We start from the raw sequence: 19623 nt of genomic DNA on the forward strand, positions 1-19623 counted from the left end.
AGGCCGCTGCACGCGGTGCCCTGCCGTGCGCCACGCTGTCAACTCGCGATGATTGGTCGTCCGATGTCCACTCCTCTCACGTCCCGCCTCCCGCTGTCCCGCCACCAGGTCGACCGGGACTACCTCACCCGTGAGCGTGACGGAGTCGTCGACGAGCTTCTCGCGTCGGCCGCCACCCGTGTGCTGCCGGTGTGGCGCGGGCGCACGCTGATGGCGTCGCCCGACTCCCTCGCCCTGTTGCCGGCCATCTCGGTGCCGACCGCCGACGACTACGTCTACCTCGGCGTCTCGAAGGACCCCTCGGCCGCCGAGCCGGTGGGGACGCCCGTCCTCGCGGCGCTGCTCGACGACGACCGTGCTCGTGCGCTGGCGGCGGACGACTCGGCCTGGGGCAGCCCGCGGGTGTCGGGCACGGCGTTGAGTGCCCGCGACGCGGGCCTGGCCGTCGAGGCCGTGGCCGTGGCGAACTGGCACGACTCGCACCGGTTCTCGCCGCGCACCGGCCGTCGACTGGTGACCGAGAAGGCGGGCTGGGTCCGTCGCGACCCGGACGACGGCCACGAGGTCTTCCCACGGACCGACCCCGCGATCATCGTCGGCGTGACCGATGCCGCCGACCGCCTCCTGCTCGGCTCGAACGCTCTGTGGGAGCAGAACCGCTACTCGCTGCTCGCCGGCTTCGTCGAACCCGGCGAGTCCCTCGAGCACGCCGTGCAGCGCGAGATCTTCGAGGAGTCCGGCATCAACGTCGTGTCGCCGCGCTACCTCGGTTCGCAGCCGTGGCCGTTCCCGGCGAGCCTCATGCTCGGCTTCCGAGCCGAGGTCGACGCCGACGACCCCGGCACGCTCACCCCCGACGGGGCCGAGATCCTCGACCTGCGCTGGTTCAGCCGCGACGACCTCGTCGCCGGCCTGGGCGAGATCGTCCTGCCCGGTCGGACGTCCATCGCCCGCGCGATCATCGAGGACTGGTTCGGCGGCGAGATCGACCAGTGACCGAGGCCGCCGACCTGATCGCGGGGCTCGACGAGCAGCAGCGCCGGGCGGCGTCGAAGCTGCTCGGTCCCGTGTGCCTGCTCGCCGGTGCCGGCACGGGCAAGACCCGCGCCATCACCCACCGGATCGCATACGGGGTCGCCACGGGCGTCTACGCCCCGAACCGCGTCATGGCGCTCACCTTCACGTCGCGGGCGGCCGCCGAACTGCGGGGCCGCTTGCGTCACCTGGGCGCCGGGGGAGTCTCGGCGCGCACCTTCCACGCGTCGGCGCTGTCCCAGCTGTCGTATTTCTGGCCGCAGACGATGGGGGGTCAGATGCCTCGTCTCCTCGACAGCAAGGCCAAGGCCCTCGCCCACGCCGCCGAATCGTTGAGGCTCAAGATCGACACGGCGGCCCTCCGAGACCTGGCGGGCGAGATCGAGTGGCGCAAGGTCTCCCGCCTCACACTCGAGGAGTACGCGAAGGCCTTGCCGAGCAGATCGTTGCCGCCGTCGATCAGCATCGAGAAGGCCGTCGATCTGCACCGTGCCTACGAGGCCGTCAAAGACGAGCGGCGTCAACTCGACTTCGAGGACGTGCTGCTCGCCACCGTCGGCATGCTCGAGCTCGAGCCGCGTGTGGCCCAGCAGGTGCACGAGCAGTACCGCTTCTTCGTCGTGGACGAGTACCAGGACGTCTCGCCCCTCCAGCAAGACCTGCTCGACCTGTGGCTGGGCGGCCGGAACGACCTCTGCGTCGTCGGCGACGCCAGTCAGACCATCTACTCGTTCGCGGGCGCCTCGTCGGACTACCTGCTCGGGTTCGGCGCGCGCTACGACGACGCCACGGTCGTCCGTCTCGAGCAGAACTACCGCTCGTCGAGGCAGATCGTCGACACCGCGAACCAGCTCATGCGGGGTCGACCGGGTGCGTTGCACCTCCACCCGGCCGTCGAGACGACGGGCCCCGTGCCACCGGTGACCGAATACGCCAGCGATTCGGCCGAGGCCAGGGGCATCGCCGAGACGATTGCAGACGAGATCCGGTCGGGCGTGGCTCCCGAGGAGATCGCGGTGCTCTACCGGGTCAACGTCCAGGCCGCGGCGATCGAGCGCGCGCTCGCCGACGTCGGCGTGTCGACCCGCATCCACGGCGCGACGCGATTCTTCGAACTGCGCGAGGTGAAAGAGGCCCTGATGATGATGAAGGGTGCCGCGGTCAGCATCGTGGGAGAGCCGCTCTTCAAGACCGTCAGCGACGTCCTGCGGTCGCTCGGCTGGACGCAGGACGCTCCCGACCAGAGAGGCGCGATCCGCGACCGCTGGGAGTCCTTGAACACGATCATGGGCCTGGCCGAGGCGTCGGCCCCCGGGACAACCCTGCGTCAGTTCGTCGACGAGCTCTTCGCGCGGCAGGCAGGACAGCACGAGCCGACCATGGCCGCGGTCACCCTGGCGACCCTGCACTCCGCCAAGGGACTCGAGTGGCGCAGCGTCTACCTGATCGGTCTCAGCGAGGGGCTCGTCCCGATCAGCTATGCCAAGGACGATGCGGCGGTCGACGAGGAGCGCCGCCTGCTCTACGTCGGCGTCACGAGGGCACGCGAGCGGCTGAGGCTGTCGTGGAGCCGGTCGGGGCAGGGGCGCGGCGGCGAACGGCGGGTGAGCCGGTTCGTGGAAGAGCTGCGCACCCGCAGTCCGGGTGGGACGGCACGCTCGCGCGAGTGACGAGACCGTCGGCGATCGAGACCGACTCGACCTCGGCATCGTCGGGTGTTCCGGTCGCGCCGGCCAGCCGTGACCACATGCGGCGGGCGGCTCTCGTGGCGATCTCGTGGACCGACAGCAGAGGAGGCGCGGTGAGAGGCCGAACACTCAGCTGACCGGCGATCGCGGGCCAGGCCCCGTCGGCGTCGCCGGCGTGGAGGTCGAGGCACCGGGCGCAGGCCGTCGTGCCGGGCACCGTCACCGGGCCGATCCGCGCGTGACGGTCGCCCACGCGCACCAGGAGGTGCGTGAGGTCGGCCCGCACCCATTCGCGCACCACCCCCGGATCGACGACGTGCCCGCCGACGAGGACGCCCGTGGCGTGCCTCGGCGGGGGCAGGTCGCCGGCGGCCCGGCGGACGTCGGCACCGCACGAGCCCAGGAGGCGCGCGACGGCATCGGCCACGGGGCCCGGCCCGGCGACGACGACGAGGGGTGGCGGCCCGCTCGGGAGGCGTTCACCGGCCAGCGCGGGCCGCAAGCGCTCGACGCAGGCCTCGACCGCCAGGGGATCGGCCCCGAGGTGCGCGACCAGCGTGGGCAGGCCCCCTGCACCATGGCCCGCGGCGACGGCGGCGACCACGCGTTCGTCGAGTCTGCTGACCGGGTTCAGGACGAGTGTCGGACGGTCGACGCCGACCTGGAGGGTCGACGGGTCACGCCAGACGACGGGTGCGCGGGGGTCGAGGACGAGGTGCATCGTCCGATCATGTCGTGGGGTCCGGGGGGATCGGAGGTTGTCCACAGGCGGCCGCCCGGGGACGGGACCCGGTGTGTCAGGCCCGGGGTGCGTCGGGATCGGGCCCCGATTCGCCGGGCTCGGTCGCCGAACCGTCTTCGCCCTCGCGTGGGCGGTCGTCGGTCGTGTCGTCCAGCAGGTCTCGGATCGCCTGGTCGACGTCGTCGAACGCGGGCTCGTTCGACGTCAGTCGAGCCACCAGGGCCTGGGGGTCGTCGATGTCGGCGCTGGTCGGCACGATGTCCGGGTGCGACCAGAGATCGTCGCGACGTTCGGCCCCGACGGCGTCGGACACGGTCTGCCAGAGGGCGGCCGCCTCGCGAAGGCGCCGTGGTCGAAGCTCGAGGCCGACCAGGGTCGAGAAGGCCGACTCGGCCGGCCCGCCGGCGGCTCGGCGACGGCGCACCGTCTCGGCGATCGCCGCGGACTTCGGGAGGCGCGCGGTGGCCTGGGCGGTCACGACGTCGACCCAGCCCTCGATCAACGCCAGCGTCGTCTCGAGACGGGCGAGCGCGGCGAGCTGCTCGTCGGTCTTCGGAGGGATGAGCGCACCGCTCTTCATCGCTTCCTGGAGCTCGCCGGGGTTCGACGGATCGAAGTCCACGGCGAGCTCTTCGAGTCGCGACGTGTCGATGCGGATGCCCTGGGCGAACTCGCGGATGGACGAGATCAGGTGCAGCCGCAGCCATCGCGCGTGGCGGAAGAGTCGGGCGTGGGCGAGTTCGCGGACCGCCAGGTAGAGCTGCACCTGGTCGGTCTCGATGTCGAGACCCTCGCCGAATGCGGCGACGTTCTGGGGGAGCAGCGCGGCCTGCTGCTCGTCGAGCAGCGGGATGCCGACGTCGCCGCCGGACACGACCTCGGTCGAGAGCTGACCGACGACCTGACCGAGCTGCATGGCGAAGAGGGTGCCGCCGACGCTCCGCATGACCTGACTGGCCCCGGCGAGCATCGAGCGCATCTCTTCGGGGGCTTGTTCGCTGAGCACCCCGGTCAGCGAGTCGGCGATCGAGGTGGCCACCGGCTCGGCGAGCTGGCTCCACACGGGCATGGACAGTCGGGCCCACTCGGCCCGTGTCACCAGGCGGGGGGCGGCCGTGAGCTCGGCGACGAAGGTGACGTCGTCGAGCCACAGCGCGGCGACGTGGAAGGCCTGCTCGAGGGCGGCGGTCTCGGCCGCCGTCGGGGCGACGGCCGTCTGCGCGCCGACGGCGGACGCCTGTTCGGTCGCGATCGACCAGTCGATCCCGTCGCCGCTGCTGTTGACGGCGTTCTGCAACTGGCTCATGAGTCGCGCCACGAAGGCCGGGTCGTCCGGCAGCCCCGCGGCACCCGCCAACTGCGACGGATCGATCTCGGAACCGCCGGACAGGAACTGCCGGAGCATGTCACGGAACTCGTCCTCAGGCCCGCGCGGCGAATCATCGGTCATGCTGACTACGCTAGCTGCTGGCCGCACGAAGATCCTGGGATTCGGCCGCCGCCCCGAGGCCGACGCTGCGCTCGTGGCGAACGCGACCCGCGCCTCCCCGGCCGATCCCGAAAGGACCCCCGTGGCCTTCTTCACGCCCCCGCGCACCGCGCCGTCGTCCGCCCGTCGTGCGAGTCGGGCCGGCTGGCCCCTCTTGGGCGTGGCCGTCGTCTCGGCGGTCGTCCTGAGCCTGCTGCCGGGTCCCTACCTGATCGAACAGCCCGGGCCCGTCTTCGACACCCTCGGAAGCGCCGACTACGAGGGGGAGGCGCAGCCCCTCATCACGGTGTCCGGCCACGAGACCTACCCCACGGCCGGCACCCTCGACCTGCTCACCGTGAGCGTGCAGGGCAATCAAGACGTCCGCCCGGGGTGGGTCGACGTCGTCCGCGCCTGGGCGGACCGCAGTCGGTCGGTGATCCCGGTCGAGGCCGTGTACCCGTCGGGGGTCTCGAACGACCAGGTCGACGAGCAGAACGCCGTCGACATGCAGAACTCGCAGAAATCGGCGATCGCGGCGGCGCTCATCCACGAGGGCTACGCCATCCCGAGCGCCGTCACGGTAAGCCAGGTGTCCGAGGGCAGCCCGGCCGAGGGCGTCCTCCGCGAAGGCGACGTCCTGGTCAGCGTGAACGGCACGAGCCTCGCCACGGACGCCGACGTGGACGTCCTCCGCGGTCTCGTCGCGGCGAACGGGGCCTCCACGCCGGCCGAGGTCGTCATCGACCGCGCGGGGACGACCGTGACCGAGGAGGTCACCCCGCAGGAGGTCGCCGGCACGCCCCTGCTCGGGGTCGGGGTCAGCGTGGACTACACCTACCCCTTTGACGTCACGCTCAAGCTCGACCAGGTCGGAGGGCCGAGCGCGGGCATGATGTTCGCGCTCGGGATCATCGACAAGACGACGCCGGGCGAGCTCAACGGCGGAGAGAAGGTCGCGGGCACCGGGACCATCACGGCCTCGGGTGAGGTCGGTGCCATCGGAGGCATCCGCCAGAAGCTCTACGGCGCTCGCGACGCCGGGGCGACCGTCTTCTTGGCGCCGGCGTCCAACTGCCTGGACGTCGTCGGGAACGTGCCGTCGGGGCTGGACGTCTACTCCGTCGCCACCCTGGACGAGGCGGTCACGGCTCTCGAGACCGTAGCGGACGACGGCGACACGGCGTCGCTGCCCACCTGCACGGCCGGTCGATAGGGTTCGTGCAGCTCGCGCAAAGCTGAGAAGGGGACGCTGGGACCACCAGGCTCGACCCGTAGGATGGCGGTCCACGTCCCCGTCAGCCAGGAGCACACCCTTGACGTCACCCGCATCGTCGCGAACCGTACGACGCTCGCCCCGATTGCCCGTCCTGGTCACGGTGGCCGTCCTCGCCGCCCTGGTCATCGCCTTCTTCATCTTCTCGTCGCTGCTCACCGACTACCTCTGGTACGAGCAGCTCGGGTTCACGGGTGTGCTGACGACGCAATGGATCTCGCGCCTCGTGATGTTCGGTGTGGGATTCGTCGCCATGGCCGTACCCGTCTACGTCAGCATCGAGGTGGCCTTCAGGTTCCGCCCCGTCTACGCGAAGCTCAACTCTCAGCTCGATCGATACCAGCAGGTCATCGAGCCGCTGCGTCGTGCCGTCGTGATCGGCGTCCCCGCCGTGCTCGGTCTCTTCGCCGGGATCGCCACGTCGACCCAGTGGCAGACCGTCCTCGAGTGGATCAACCGCACCCCCTTCGGTCAGACCGACGCGCAGTTCGGGCTCGACATCGGTTTCTACGTCTTCGAGCTGCCGCTGTACCAGGCAGCGGTCGGCTTCGCCTCGGCCGTCGTGCTGATCGCCGGCATCGCCGCCGTCGCGACGAGCTACCTGTACGGGGCCCTGCGCTTCACGGGGCGCGAGGTCCGCATCTCCAAGGTCGCACGCATTCAGCTCGCGATCACCGCCGCCGTCTACCTGCTGCTCCAGGGTGTCAGCCTGTGGCTCGACCAGTACGCGACCCTGTCCGACGGCACCAACAAGCTGCTCACGGGTGCCACGTACACCGACGTCAACGCCGGCATCCCCGGCAAGCAGATCCTCGCCGGCATCGCGGTGGTCGTGGCCGTCCTCTTCATCGTGACCGCGATCGTCGGCCGGTGGCGCCTTCCCGTCATCGGGACGGCCGCGCTCATCATCATCAGCATCATCGTCGGCGGCATCTACCCCTGGATCGTCCAGCGCTTCACGGTCGAGCCCAGCGAGCGGACGGTCGAGTCGCCGTACATCGAACGCAACATCCAGGCGACTCGTGACGCGTACGGCGTGGCCGACGTCGAAGAGCAGACCTACGACGCGAAGTCCGACGCCGAGGCCGGAGCCCTGGCCGGTGACGCCGTCACCACCGCCAACATCCGCATCATCGACCCCGCACTCGTGACCGACGCGTTCGCCCAGCTGCAGCAGTACCGCCAGTACTACAGCTTCCCCGAGCAGCTCGCGGTCGACCGCTACACGATCGACGGTAACGTCCAGGACACCGTCATCGCGGTGCGCGAGCTGAACACCTCGCAGCTCGGTAACTCGGCGACCCCCTACAACACGACGTTCGTCTACACGCACGGCTACGGCGTCGTCGCGGCGTACGGCAACCAGCGGTCGGCCGATGGCCAGCCCGTCTTCCTCGAGTCGGGCATCCCGGTGACGGGCGCCCTCGGTGACGCCGGGGACTACGAGCCGCGCATCTACTTCGGTCAGGAGTCCCCGACCTACTCGATCGTCGGGGGCGACGGTCAGAACGACATCGAGCTCGACTACCCCTCGGGCAGCAACGACAACGGCACGAACGAGACGACGACCTTCGAGGGCAACGGCGGGCCCAAGCTCGACAACATCTTCAAGAAGCTCATCTACGCCATCAAGTTCCAGTCCGAACAGATCTTCTTGTCCGACGCGGTGAACGACCAATCGCAGATCCTCTACGACCGTGACCCGACCGAGCGCGTGCAGAAGGTGGCCCCTTACCTCACCATCGACAGCGCCCCGTACCCGTCGGTGGTCGACGGAAAGGTCGTGTGGATCGTCGACGGATACACCACGACGAACGAGTACCCGTACTCCAAGCCGCAGGCGCTGTCCGACGCCATCGCCGACACCTACAACGACCGCCCGGTGTACGCGTCGAACAACATCAACTACATCCGCAACTCGGTGAAGGCCACCGTCGACGCCTACGACGGCTCGGTCAAGCTCTACGCGTGGGACACGAGCGACCCGATCCTGCAGACCTACGACAAGATCTTCCCGTCCACGTTGTCGCCGCTGAGCGACATGTCCGCCGAGCTGCTCCAGCACGTGCGCTACCCGCAGGACATGTTCAAGGTGCAGCGCGCCATCCTCGGCACCTACCACGTGACGGACGCCGACTCGTTCTACTCGAGCGACGACGCCTGGGTCACGCCCAACGAGCCCACGAGTAACGCCCAGAACCCTCCGCTGCAGCCGCCGTACTACCTGACGCTGCAATTGCCCGACCAGGACCCGGCGTTCTCCATCTACTCGACGTACATCCCGCAGCAGTCGGGTGAGAACGCGCGCAACGTCCTGACGGGCTACCTGGCGGCCAACGCGGACGCGGGGTCGACGCCGGGCGAGATCTCGTCGGACTACGGCAAGCTCACGCTCCTGGCTCTGCCGCGCACGGACACGTTGCCCGGACCCGGACAGGTGCAGAACAACTTCAACACCGACACGGCTGTCGCGAACCAGCTCGCGCTCCTCACCCGCGGTGACACGAGTGTCGTCCGAGGCAACCTGCTGACGCTGCCGGTCGGTGGTGGTCTGCTGTACGTGCAGCCGATCTACGTGAAGTCGAACTCCGAGACCTCGTACCCGGTGCTGCAGCGCATCCTGGTGTCGTTCGGAGACAAGATCGCCTTCGAGGACACCCTCGACGGCGCCCTCGACTCGCTGTTCGGTGGCAACTCCGGTGCCACGGCAGGTGACAACGGCGTGCCGACGACGGGTGACGCGACCGGTGGCACCGACACGGGCACCGGTGACGAGGCGACCGATGGCGGCACGGCCGCTCCGGATGACGGTGACACCGGGACGGGCACCGACAACGCTGCGCTCGACCAGGCCCTCGCCGACGCGCAGCAGGCGTTGACCGACCGTGCCGCGGCCTACGCCGAGAACAACCTCGTCCAGGCGGCTGAAGCCGATGCGCGCCTCCAGACCGCTCTCGAGGACGCGGTCGCTGCGAGCGGCCAGTAGCCCTCGACCGTGAGTCCGACGAACCCCTTCCCAGCTCGCCGGGAGGGGGTTCGTCGCGTCGCGGCCCGGCGGCGACGGGCGGCGACGGTGGCTCGATTGGACGGCGCCCGAACGGCGTGCTAGAGTCATTTCTTGTGCCGCGGGGTGGAGCAGTTCGGTAGCTCGCTGGGCTCATAACCCAGAGGTCGTAGGTTCAAATCCTGCCCCCGCAACAAGAAGACGAAAGCCCCGGTCGAGAGACCGGGGCTTTTCTCTTGCCACGCTGGGGCTACCACCGGCCCCAATCCGGTCCGTCGGACTCCTTCTCGGAGACGGGCCCGTGCCCCGGCCCGTCGAGCATGCCAAGGTTGAGGCATGTCGAGACTCCGGGTGGTCCTCGCGCCCGATTCGTTCAAGGGAAGCCTCGGCGCGTCACAGGTGACGGCCGCCCTCGCCGCGGGGTGGTCACGGTCACGACCCGACGACGAGATCGTCGCGGTGCCGCTCGCCGACGGCGGGGAAGGCACCCTCGACGCGTTCGAGCGGGCCGTTCCCGGGAGCATCCGCCACGAGGTCGTCGTCGAGGGCCCCGACGGTCGTCCGGTCGCAGCTCCCTGGCTCGCGCTGCCCGACGGCACGGCCGTCGTCGAACTGGCCTCGTCCTGCGGTCTCGGCCTCCTGGGGACACCTGCGCCGCACGACGCGCACACCCGCGGCCTGGGTGGCGTCATCCGTGCCGCCGTCGACTCCGGTGCCGTGCGGCTGCTCGTCGGCCTCGGGGGCAGCGGATCGACGGACGGGGGAGCGGGAGCCTTGACGGCTCTCGGCGCCCACATCGTCGACTCCCTCGGTGAGCCCGTGGTCGCCGGCAACCACGGGCTCACCGCGGCCGCCCGGGTCGATCTCTCGGGCCTGATCGCCCTGCCGGCCGGCGGGGTCACGCTGTTGGTCGACGTCGACAGTCCCCTGCTCGGGCCGGCGGGAGCCGCTGCGGTCTTCGGCCCGCAGAAGGGCGCCTCGCCGGACGACGTCCTCGCGCTCGAACGAGGTCTCGCGTGCTTCGCGAGCCTCGTGGACGTCGATCCCGCGACCCCGGGCGCGGGGGCCGCGGGCGGAGCGGGGTTCGGTCTGCTCGCCTGGGGTGCCCGGCTCGAGCCCGGGGCCGTCGCCGTCGCCGAGGCCGTCCGCCTGTCGGGGGCCCTCAGCGACGCCGATGTCGTCGTCACCGGAGAAGGACGCTTCGACGGTCAGACCGAGGCGGGCAAGACCGTGTCGGTCGTCCGGCGCATGGCCGACCGGGTCGGAGTCCCGGTCGTGCTCGTCGCCGGTGTCGTCGAGGCCCCCACCGACGGCTTCACCGACGTCGTGTCGACCACGCGTCTGGCGGGCGACGTCCTCGAGTCGACGACCCGCGCCTCCTACTGGCTGGGCGAGGCTGCCGCGCTCGTGGCCGGGCGGTGGGCGCGATGAGCGCCGGCAGCACCGTCGACCTCGTCGTGGCGGTGGTCCAGACCGCGCCAGGTGACGACCCCGTCCGCAACCGGCACACGATCACGGACCTCGCCGAGGAAGCAGCCCGCCGAGGCGCGAGGGTCGCCGTCTTCCCCGAGTACTCGTCGTTCTTCGCGGCGGAGCTGGGGCCCGCGTACCTCGAGGCCGCCGAACCGACGGACGGTCCCTTCGTGCGCCATCTGGGAGCACTGGCCGATCGTCTCGGTCTCGTGATCGTCGCAGGCCTGGTCGCCGTCTCGCCCGATCCGGCGCGGTTCGAGAACCTGCTCGTGGCGGTGGCGCCCGGCCGGGGTGTCGTCGCCACCTACTCGAAGCAGCACCTCTACGACGCGTTCGGCGGGCAGGAGTCCCGGTGGATCGTGCCGGGCCCACTGGCCGTCGCCGCGACCTTCGAGCTCGACGGGCTCGTCTTCGGTCTGCAGACCTGCTACGACCTGAGGTTCCCCGAGGTCACGCGGACCCTAGTCGACGCCGGGACCGACGTCGTCCTCATGCCTGCCGAGTGGGTGCGTGGTCCGCTCAAGCAGCACCATTGGACCACCCTGCTGACGGCTCGAGCGCTCGAGAACACGGTGTACGTCGCCGCGGCGGACCATGCGCCGCCCGTCGGTGTGGGCTGCAGCACGATCATCGATCCGACGGGTGTGGCCCTCGCGTCGGTCGGCGACGAGGTGGACGTCATGGCGCTCGGCAGGGTCTCGTCCGACCGCATCGCGTCCGTCCGTCGGACGAACCCGTCGCTGGCCCTCCGCCGGTACGACGTGGTCCCGCGCCGCCCCCGCGGTGGTCCGTCCGCGGCGGCCGGCTCAGACCGAGAGTGACGCGAGCTGGGCCGAGGCGCGCTCGAGCACCTCGATGCGTTTGCAGAAGGCGAAACGGACGAGCGAGGACTGCTCGGCGGCGAACCCCGGGTGGCAGAAGGCGCTGATCGGCACCCCGACGACACCGGCGAGCCCGGGAAGGCGTCGGCACAGGTCGGCTGCGTCGTCGAAACCCAGCGGGGCGGCGTCGGCGACCACGAAGTACGAACCGTGGCTCGCGCGCACCGCGAAGCCGGCACGACGCAACCCCTCGGACAGTACGTCACGCTTGTGGGCCAGAGAGCGGGCCAGGCCGTCGAAGTACGAGTCCGGCAGGCCCAGCCCGACGGCCATCGCCGGCTGGAAGACCGAGCCGTTCACGAACGTCAGGTACTGCTTGACGGCGACGACGCGGTCGACGAGATCCGCCGGACCGGTCAACCAGCCGATCTTCCACCCCGTCGTGTTGAAGGTCTTGCCGCCCGACGAGACGCTGATCGTGCGAGCGGCGGCACCCGGCAGGGTCGCGAACGGCACATGGTCCGCTCCGTCGAAGAGCAGGTGCTCGTAGACCTCGTCGGTGACGACGAGCGCATCGTGCTCGACGGCGAGCTCGAGCAGGAGGCGCTTGGTCGCGTCGTCGAGGACGCTACCCGTGGGATTGTGCGGGTCGTTCAGCACGACGAGCCGGGTACGCGGCCCGAAGGCGCGGCGCAACTCGTCCGGGTCGACCGTCGAGTCGGGACCCCGTAGCGGGACGGTGACGTGGACGCCGCCCGCGAGCCCGATCACGGCGCCGTACGCGTCGTAGAACGGCTCGAGCGTCACCACCTCGTCACCCCGGTCGACGAAGGCCAGGATGGTCGCCGCGAGCGCCTCGGTCGCGCCCGCCGTCACGAGCACCTCACGCCGTGGGTCGAGGTCGATGCCGTAGAACCGCCGTTGATGCGCGGCGACGGCCTCGAGCAGGACCGGCATGCCCCGACCCGGCGGGTACTGGTTGAGACCCGAGCGCATCGCCTCGTGCGCGGCGTCGAGGACCTCGACGGGGCCGTCCTCGTCGGGGAAGCCCTGGCCGAGGTTGATGCTGTCGGTCGCGGTGGCGAGGGCCGACATCTCGGCGAAGATCGTCGGGGCGAGGCGGCCCTCGGCGTCGAGGAGCATGGCGCCGCTCGCCGCGCGCTGCCAGGGTGCTGGAGGAGTCATGATCCCGTCACCGTATCTCCGTCGGACCCGCGCCGGGGCGGTCGCGTCCAGACGGCGCATAAGGTGAGTGCAGTCCGCTCACAGGCTCGCCGTATGATCCGCCCAGCTTGGGCGACCAGGCTGTCAGGGCTTGGAAGGAGCACCATGACCGACACCCCCCGCCACGACGGCACCGACGACGGCGCCCCGCGCACGCCCGACGGTACGGCCGACGGCACCCCGCGCACGCCCGACGGCACGGCCGACGGCACTCAGGGCGGCCCGGGCGACGACCGGGGCGCGCACGACGGGGTCCGGCCCACGCCGTCGTACCCGGCCGATCAGGGCGTCACCTACGGTGCACCACCATTGCCCGGCAGCACCCCGCAGGCCGGGGCGTTCGGGTCGGGTTCCGACGAACAGGGTCCCGACCGGACGCAGCCGTACCCCGGTTCGTACCAGCAGCCCTCGACGTACCAGCAGCCAGGCGCCTACCCGCAGCCGGGTTCGTACCAGCAGCCGCCGTCGTACCAGCAGCAGGGCTCGTACCAGCAACCCGGCTCGTACCAGCAACCCGGCTCGTACCAGCAGCCGTCCTCGTATCAGCAGCCCGGTTCGTACCAGCAGCCGGGTTCGCAGCACCAAGCCGGGACCGATCCGTATCAGCAGCCGACGTCCGACCCCTCGGCTTTCGCCTACGACACGACGAACTCGTACGCGTCGGCCGGGTGGCAGGCACCGCCACAGGCTCCCAAGAAGAACCGTCGGGGCGCCGGGTCCGTCGCCGCGGCCCTCCTGGTGGGGGTCCTCGTGGGCGGTGCCGCGGGCGGGGGAGTCGCCGCGGTGCTCTCCCGGGACTCCGGGGCCGGGGTCTCGGTGACCGGTCAGTCGCGCGACCTGACGGTCAACGACTACGACGACGCGACGGTCGTCACGGCGGTGGCGGCGAAGGCGACCAAATCGGTCGTCACGATCAGCGTGTCGGCGGGCCAGTCCGGCGGCACCGGCTCGGGAGTCATCCTGAGCGACGACGGGTTCATCGTCACGAACACGCACGTCGTCACGCTCGACGGGGCGAGCGCGTCGGGGACGATCTCGGTCACCCTGAGCGACGGCAGCATCTTGCCGGCCGAGGTCGTGGGGCTCGACCCGACCGTCGACCTCGCGGTGTTGAAGGTCGATGCGACCGGGCTCACGCCCATCGACTTCGCCGACTCGTCGAAGCTGAACGTCGGCGACACGGCCGTGGCCATCGGAGCCCCGCTCGGGTTGTCGAACACGGTGACCGACGGCATCGTCTCGACCCTCAACCGCAGCATCACCGTGCAGTCCTCGGCCGCGCCGAGCGACGGCAGTGACCAGGGCCAGCAGAACGACAACAACGGTCAGGGGCCCTTCTCGTTCAACAACGGTGACGGCAGTTCACAGAACCAGGCCAGTTCGGTCATCTCGCTGCCGGTCATCCAGACCGACGCGTCGATCAACCCGGGCAACTCGGGTGGCGCGCTGCTCAACTCGCAGGGCGAGCTGATCGGCCTCAACGTCGCGATCGCGAGCTCCGGGGAGTCGTCCGGCAGCATCGGCGTCGGGTTCTCGGTGCCGTCGAACCTCGTGCAGCGCGTGGCCAAAGAGATCATGGCGAACGGGTCGGCCAGTCATGGCCTCCTCGGGGCCAGCGTCAACGACGCCACGAGCGATGCGGCCGCCACCCGGGTCGGTGCCCTCATCGTGCAGCTCAGCCCTGGTGGTGCGGCCCAGAACGCCGGCTTGCGGCAGGGCGACGTCGTGACCGAGTTCAACGGCGTGCCGATCAGCGACCGGACCGACCTCACCGCGCAGGTCAGGTTCCTCGCCGGTGGTGCGACGGCCGAACTCACCTACGTCCGCGACGGTAAGACCGACAAGGCGAACGTCACCCTCGACACCCTGACCAGCTGAGGGTTCGCCTCGGCCGGTGCGGCGGGGGTCGGGACGCGACGGCGTCCCGACCCCCGTTCGCGTGTTGCTAAGCTCGCCACGATCCCTGCGGCCGTCCGCAGTCCCGACCCGCGCCTCCCCGGCGCTCACGAGCCCGAGGAACGCGATCCATGCAAGCAGGCGACGCCACCCGACCCGGGGTCTCGTACGTCATGCCCGTCCTCAACGAGGAGCACGAGATCCGGGCGGCGGTCGAGAGCCTGCTCGCACAGGACTACGAGGGCCCGTTCGAGGTGATCCTGGCGCTCGGTCCGAGCGTCGACCGCACGAACGAGGTCGTCGCCGAGATGGCTGCGGTCGATCCCCGGGTCCGCAGCATCCCCAACCCGGTGGGTTCGACCCCCGCGGGGCTCAACGTGGCCATCCGCGCCTCGATCCACCCGATCACGGTGCGCGTCGACGCCCACTCGGTGCTCCCGCGCGACTACACGCGCATCGCCGTCGAGACGCTCGAGCGCAGCGGTGCCGACAACGTGGGCGGCATCATGGCCGCCGTGGGGCGCACCCCCTTCGAGAAGGCCGTGGCGCGGGCCTACGGCAGCCGGGTCGGACTCGGGGGCACCCCCCACCACGTCGGCGGCGCCGAGGGCCCGACCGACACGGCTTACCTCGGTGTCTTCCTGCGGCACCGGCTGATCGAGGTCGGGCTCTTCGACGAGGGTGTCAAGCGCGGCCAGGACTGGGAACTCAACCGGCGGCTCCGAGCGACGGGTGGGACGGTCTGGTTCACTCCGCGGCTCGTGGTCACCTATCGGCCCCGCCCGAGCCTGCGCAAGCTGGCGCGTCAGTTCGTCGCCACCGGGCTGTGGCGCGGAGAACTGGCCCGACGGTTCCCGAAGGCGAACACGCTGAGGTACCTGGTCCCGCCCGCCATGGTGCTCGGGGTGGCTCTCGGCCTGGTCGTCGGCCTGGTCGGCGTGGTCGGTCTCGCGCTCGGCAGCCCACTCGGATGGGCGACGCTCGCCCTCGTCGTGCCCGGTGTCTACGTCGTCTTCGTCCTCGCGGCCGCGGTGCTCGCCGCCCGCGGCGACGACCTCCGCACCCGTCTCTGGTTTCTCGTAGTCTTGCCTTCCATCCACTTCGGGTGGGGCGTCGGCTTCGTGCTCGGCTTCCTCGACCTCACGAAGAACATCACCGCCCAGACCGGAAGGTAGCCGCCGATGACCGCGCTGCCCACCAGACCGAGCTCGATCGCCGAGTTGCGACGCGTCGCCCAGCCGCCCGAGGTGCGCAGCCGTGCGAACGCCGAGCACTGGACGGCGTCGCTGTACCTGCGCGACGTCTCGCCCTACCTGACCTGGTGGCTGCTCAAGACGAGCGTCTCGGCGAACGGTGTGACCGGGCTGATGATCCTCGTCGGCTGGTGCACGGCCCTGTCGCTGCTCGTGCCGGGCATCACCGGTGCCCTTCTCGCCCTCGTGCTGGGTCAGCTGCAGATGCTCGTCGACTGCTGCGACGGCGAGGTCGCGCGGTGGCGCGGCACCAGTTCGCCGGCCGGGGTCTTCCTCGACAAGGTCGGTCATTACTCGACCGAGGCCCTCATCCCGATCGTGCTGGGCATCCGTGCCGCCGGGTTCCCCTTCGAGACCCCGGACGACTTCCTCTGGACGACCGCGGGCTTCGCCCTGGCCCTCGTGATCGTGCTGAACAAGGCGCTCAACGACATGGTCCACGTCGCCCGCGCGAACGCGGGCCTCGACCGACTCGAAGACAAACGAGGAGGCGCGACGCAGCCGAGTGGGCGCCTCCTGTCCCGACTGCGCAGCGCCGCGCGGTTCGTGCCGTTCCACCGGCTCTACCACTCCGTCGAGCTGACCATGCTCGTCTTCGTCGCCGCCATCGTGGGTGTCGTCGTCGGCGGCGTCACCGCGGACCGCGTCCTGCTCGGCGCCCTGCTGCCCCTCTCGGTGCTGGCGCTGGTGGGTCACTTCGTGGCGATCATGGCCTCGAAGCGGGTGCGCTCCTGAACGAGGTCGTTCCCCGGGTCGGAGTCGTCAGCCTGACCCAGGGGCGCCGTCCCGACGATCTGCGTCGAGGGTTGGCCTCGCTGCTGGCCCAGCGCGACGTCGAGCTGGACGTCGTCTGCGTCGTCAACGGTCGCGACGCGGAGACCGCGGCGGTCGAGGTGCCGACCGCGGTCCGACTGCTCGAACTGCCCCAGAACGTGGGCATCCCCGCCGGTCGCAACCGGGGGGCCGAGGCGATCTCCGGCGACTGGATCTTCTTCCTCGACGACGACGCCAGCCTGCCCTCCGAGAGGTTCCTCGCCGACGCCGTCGCGTTGATGCGCGCCCGACCCGAGATCGGACTCGTGCAGCCACGGGTCGTGGACCCGGACGGTGCCGTCAACCCACGACGGTGGACGCCACGCCTGCGCAAGGGCGACCCGCGGCGGTCGAGCGACGTCTTCTCCGTCTGGGAGGGCGCGACCCTGTTGCCCCGCGACGTCTTCGACGCCTGCGCCGGCTGGGGTGAACCGTACTTCTACGCGCACGAGGGCATCGAGCTGGCGTGGCGTGTCTGGGCCCAGGGCAGGCGGGCCTGGTACGAGGGCTCGCTCGTGGCGAACCACCCGGCGATCGACCCGGCTCGGCACGCCGAGTACTACCGCCTCAACGCCCGCAACCGGGTCTGGTTGGCCAAGCGCAATCTGCCCTGGCCCCTCGTCCCGGTCTACGTCGCGTCCTGGACGGCCGTACAACTGCTGCGCTGGGCACGGACCCCGCAGCGGCTGCGGCCGTGGTTCGGGGGCTGGATCGAGGGGTGGCGAGAGGCGCCGGGCGGTCGTCGGTCCATCGGTTGGGTAACGGTCCTGCGCATGTCCAGGGCGGGCCGACCTCCGGTCCTCTAGGCTTTCCGGGGTCCGGCGTCGATCGGGGCGACGGACACCACCCGAGGAGGGCACGTGCCGCTGACCCGAGACCTGGGGCTCGCCTGGAGCCTCGCCCGCCGGGCCGTGCGTTCGCGCAGCAGCCGACGTCGGCTCGAACGAGACCCGCGGGCCGCGGTGACGCCCGCTCCGGGCACCGTCCGAGTCGCCGTGTACTTCGCCGACACGGCCGTGAACATGTACCAGATCCGTCAGTGGTACGCGCCGCTCGCCCGCCTGGCCGAGACCTTCCCCGTCGCCGTCGTCGTCCGGTCGCCGGGCACCATGGTCACCATGCTCGACGAGTGCCCGGTGCCTCTCGTGTACGCCCGCAAGGTGACCGATCTCGAGGAGTTCGTCGTCGCCCAGCCCCTGGCCATGACGTTGTACGTCAACCAGAACGCCAAGAACTTCCAGATGATGCGGTACGGCCGCATGTGGCACGTCTTCGTCAACCACGGCGAGAGCGACAAGATGTACATGACGACGAACCAGTTCAAGGCGTACGACTACGCCTTCGTCGCCGGTGACGCCGCGCGCGACCGCCTCGCCGCCAAGCTCTGGGACTACGACCTCGACAAGCGCGCCGTACCCATCGGCCGCCCACAGGCCGACCACTTCTCGGGCGAGGTTCCCTACCCCGCCGACGACCGTCTGGTGGTGCTGTACGCCCCCACCTGGGAGGGCGACCGTCCCGCGGCCGCCTACGGCTCGATCGCCACGCACGGCCTCGCCCTGGTCCGGGCCTTGCTGGCCTCGGGCCGACACCGGGTCGTCTACCGGGCGCACCCCCGTAGCGGCGTGCTCGATCCCGAGTACCGGCGAGCTCACGAAGCCATCATCCGTGCCCTCGCCGAAGCGAACACGCGTGACCCCGCCGCCCACCACGTCCACGACCAGGGGCCCGAACTCGGTTGGCAGCTGGCTTCGGCGGACGTCGCCGTGACCGACATCTCGGCGATGGTCTACGACCGGCTCGCCACGGGGCGACCGATCATCGTGACGCGCCCGGTCGACCCCGAGGCCGACGTCGACGAGTCGGGCTACCTCGGCGACGCCGAATGGTTGACCGCCGAGGGGGCGGACGACATCGTCGCCCTCGTCGACGGCGTCGTCGACGATCCGGAGGCACGAGGCCGTCTCGAGCACTGGGTGAGTCACCACTTCGGTGACACGTCGCCCGGTGCGGCCACGCGTCGGTTCGAGACCGCGGTGGCGGACCTGGTCCGGCTGCGAGACGACTACGCCGCGCGCCGTCCCGTCCTCGACGAACGGCGTTCGACGGGGGCGACCGGTGACGCCGACCAGGACGCTGCGGACGCGGAGGCCGTCGACCTCTGACTTCCGCCTGCCTACCGAGGAGGCATCTGACGTCAGGGCATTGATGTCTCGGTGCTGTGGACTCTGGATCTCAGTCGCTGAGCAGCGTATCCATGAGGCATGCCTGAGCCCATGTCCGCCGCCGCCCGTCTCTTCGGAGAACGCATCCGAGACGAGCGCCTGCGGCTCGGACTGAGCCAGGACGAAGTGGCGCACCTGGCGGGCATGAACGTCTCGAACTACGGCAAGATCGAGCGTGGCATCGGCAATCCCGTGCTGCACACGATCGTCCGGCTCGCCGTGGTCCTGGGGGTCGATCCGGCCGTCCTCGTGACCGGCCTCGGGGTCGAGCATCTGCCACCGGTCCTCGAAGCCTTCACCGCGGCGGACTACGTCGCAGAGAGACGCGCTCGGCTCAGCAGCTGACGCGATCGGCCCTGCCGTGACCCGTCGGCCGCGGGCGATCAGAAGCTGAAGCGCCAGAGGTATTCGTCGCCGCCGGGCCGGAACCACCGCACGACCGCGATCCCGTTGCGGGCCAGTTCGACGCCCAGGACGCAGAGGTCGACGAAGTCACCGGGCTCGAGACGGGTGGTCGCGACGGGGACGAGGAGCCCCGAGCCCACGAGGGTGACGCGGACGCCGGTCACGGCCTCGGCGGAATCGTTGACCAGCCGGTAGACGCGGGGCGCGCGGGAACGATCGAGGGTGAAGGGGACGGTGTAGGCGAGGGTCGTGGACGTCATGTCGTGGACCCTAGGATCGACCGCCGTGGGTCGTCGCGTG

At 70.6% G+C, this 19623-nt stretch carries 15 protein-coding genes and 1 tRNA gene; 13 read left to right on the forward strand and 3 right to left on the reverse strand.

The genetic code is table 11. The features are described from left to right. Positions 1-63: 63 nt before the first annotated feature. Both nudC and EDF50_RS09460 read left to right on the forward strand, forming a co-directional pair. On the forward strand, positions 64-996 hold the full coding sequence (nudC, locus tag EDF50_RS09455) for an NAD(+) diphosphatase (RefSeq protein WP_123519277.1): 933 nt from the start codon (positions 64-66) through the stop codon (positions 994-996). Further along, a complete protein-coding gene (locus tag EDF50_RS09460) occupies positions 993-2705 on the forward strand; it encodes an ATP-dependent helicase (protein ID WP_123519278.1) in 1713 nt (570 codons plus the stop codon). Before nudC ends, EDF50_RS09460 begins: the two co-directional genes overlap by 4 nt. Before the next feature lie 815 nt (positions 2706-3520). On the opposite strand, the gene EDF50_RS09465 is transcribed toward EDF50_RS09460, so the two are convergent. Then, the gene (locus tag EDF50_RS09465) at positions 3521-4915 is read right to left on the reverse strand and encodes a zinc-dependent metalloprotease (RefSeq protein ID WP_123519279.1); all 1395 of its coding nucleotides are present in this window, start codon (positions 4913-4915) and stop codon (positions 3521-3523) included. On the opposite strand from EDF50_RS09465, the gene EDF50_RS09470 reads away from it, so the two are divergent. The 5 genes from EDF50_RS09470 (at position 4914) to EDF50_RS09490 (ending at position 11507) form a co-directional block, all read left to right on the forward strand. After that, positions 4914-6149 carry a PDZ domain-containing protein gene (locus EDF50_RS09470; protein ID WP_123519280.1) on the forward strand — a complete coding sequence of 412 codons (1236 nt, stop codon included), beginning with the start codon at positions 4914-4916 and terminating at the stop codon, positions 6147-6149. The genes EDF50_RS09465 and EDF50_RS09470 overlap by 2 nt on opposite strands. Before the next feature lie 154 nt (positions 6150-6303). Continuing rightward, positions 6304-9195 carry a UPF0182 family protein gene (locus tag EDF50_RS09475; protein WP_370453990.1) on the forward strand — a complete coding sequence of 964 codons (2892 nt, stop codon included), beginning with the start codon at positions 6304-6306 and terminating at the stop codon, positions 9193-9195. A 138-nt stretch (positions 9196-9333) separates the two neighbouring features. Beyond that, positions 9334-9407, forward strand: a tRNA-Met gene (locus EDF50_RS09480). A 142-nt stretch (positions 9408-9549) separates the two neighbouring features. Beyond that, positions 9550-10644, forward strand: coding sequence for a glycerate kinase (locus tag EDF50_RS09485; protein ID WP_123519282.1), 1095 nt, complete (start codon positions 9550-9552; stop codon positions 10642-10644). Further along, positions 10641-11507 (forward strand): carbon-nitrogen hydrolase family protein, encoded by an 867-nt coding sequence (locus EDF50_RS09490; RefSeq protein ID WP_123519401.1) that lies wholly within the window; start codon positions 10641-10643, stop codon positions 11505-11507. Before EDF50_RS09485 ends, EDF50_RS09490 begins: the two co-directional genes overlap by 4 nt. Here EDF50_RS09490 and EDF50_RS09495 read toward each other — a convergent pair. Further along, complete coding sequence (locus EDF50_RS09495) at positions 11493-12692, reverse strand: aminotransferase class I/II-fold pyridoxal phosphate-dependent enzyme (RefSeq protein ID WP_123519283.1); 1200 nt, start codon at positions 12690-12692, stop codon at positions 11493-11495. The genes EDF50_RS09490 and EDF50_RS09495 overlap by 15 nt on opposite strands. 144 nt (positions 12693-12836) lie before the next feature. Here EDF50_RS09495 and EDF50_RS16820 point away from each other — a divergent pair, with 144 nt between their 5' ends. From EDF50_RS16820 to EDF50_RS09525, 6 genes are all read left to right on the forward strand, one after another. Next, a complete protein-coding gene (locus EDF50_RS16820) occupies positions 12837-14609 on the forward strand; it encodes a trypsin-like peptidase domain-containing protein (protein ID WP_199738701.1) in 1773 nt (590 codons plus the stop codon). A 149-nt stretch (positions 14610-14758) separates the two neighbouring features. Next, the gene (locus EDF50_RS09505; protein ID WP_123519284.1) at positions 14759-15802 is read left to right on the forward strand and encodes a glycosyltransferase family 2 protein; all 1044 of its coding nucleotides are present in this window, start codon (positions 14759-14761) and stop codon (positions 15800-15802) included. A gap of 6 nt (positions 15803-15808) precedes the next feature. Continuing rightward, positions 15809-16615, forward strand: coding sequence for a CDP-alcohol phosphatidyltransferase family protein (locus tag EDF50_RS09510; RefSeq protein ID WP_123519285.1), 807 nt, complete (start codon positions 15809-15811; stop codon positions 16613-16615). Then, the gene (locus tag EDF50_RS09515) at positions 16612-17499 is read left to right on the forward strand and encodes a glycosyltransferase family 2 protein (RefSeq protein WP_123519403.1); all 888 of its coding nucleotides are present in this window, start codon (positions 16612-16614) and stop codon (positions 17497-17499) included. The genes EDF50_RS09510 and EDF50_RS09515 overlap by 4 nt, the downstream gene beginning before the upstream one ends. 54 nt (positions 17500-17553) lie before the next feature. Then, entirely contained in the window at positions 17554-18858 is a 1305-nt protein-coding gene (locus EDF50_RS09520; RefSeq protein WP_123519286.1) for a CDP-glycerol glycerophosphotransferase family protein, read from the forward strand. A 99-nt stretch (positions 18859-18957) separates the two neighbouring features. Continuing rightward, positions 18958-19263: a helix-turn-helix domain-containing protein gene (locus tag EDF50_RS09525; protein WP_123519287.1), complete on the forward strand. Its 306-nt coding sequence runs from the start codon at positions 18958-18960 to the stop codon at positions 19261-19263. A 38-nt stretch (positions 19264-19301) separates the two neighbouring features. On the opposite strand, the gene EDF50_RS09530 is transcribed toward EDF50_RS09525, so the two are convergent. Next, positions 19302-19583, reverse strand: a complete 282-nt coding sequence (locus EDF50_RS09530; protein WP_123519288.1) for a hypothetical protein — start codon at positions 19581-19583, stop codon at positions 19302-19304. Positions 19584-19623 lie beyond the last annotated feature (40 nt).

The organism is Frigoribacterium sp. PhB24, from assembly GCF_003755185.1.
GTDB lineage: Bacteria > Actinomycetota > Actinomycetes > Actinomycetales > Microbacteriaceae > Frigoribacterium.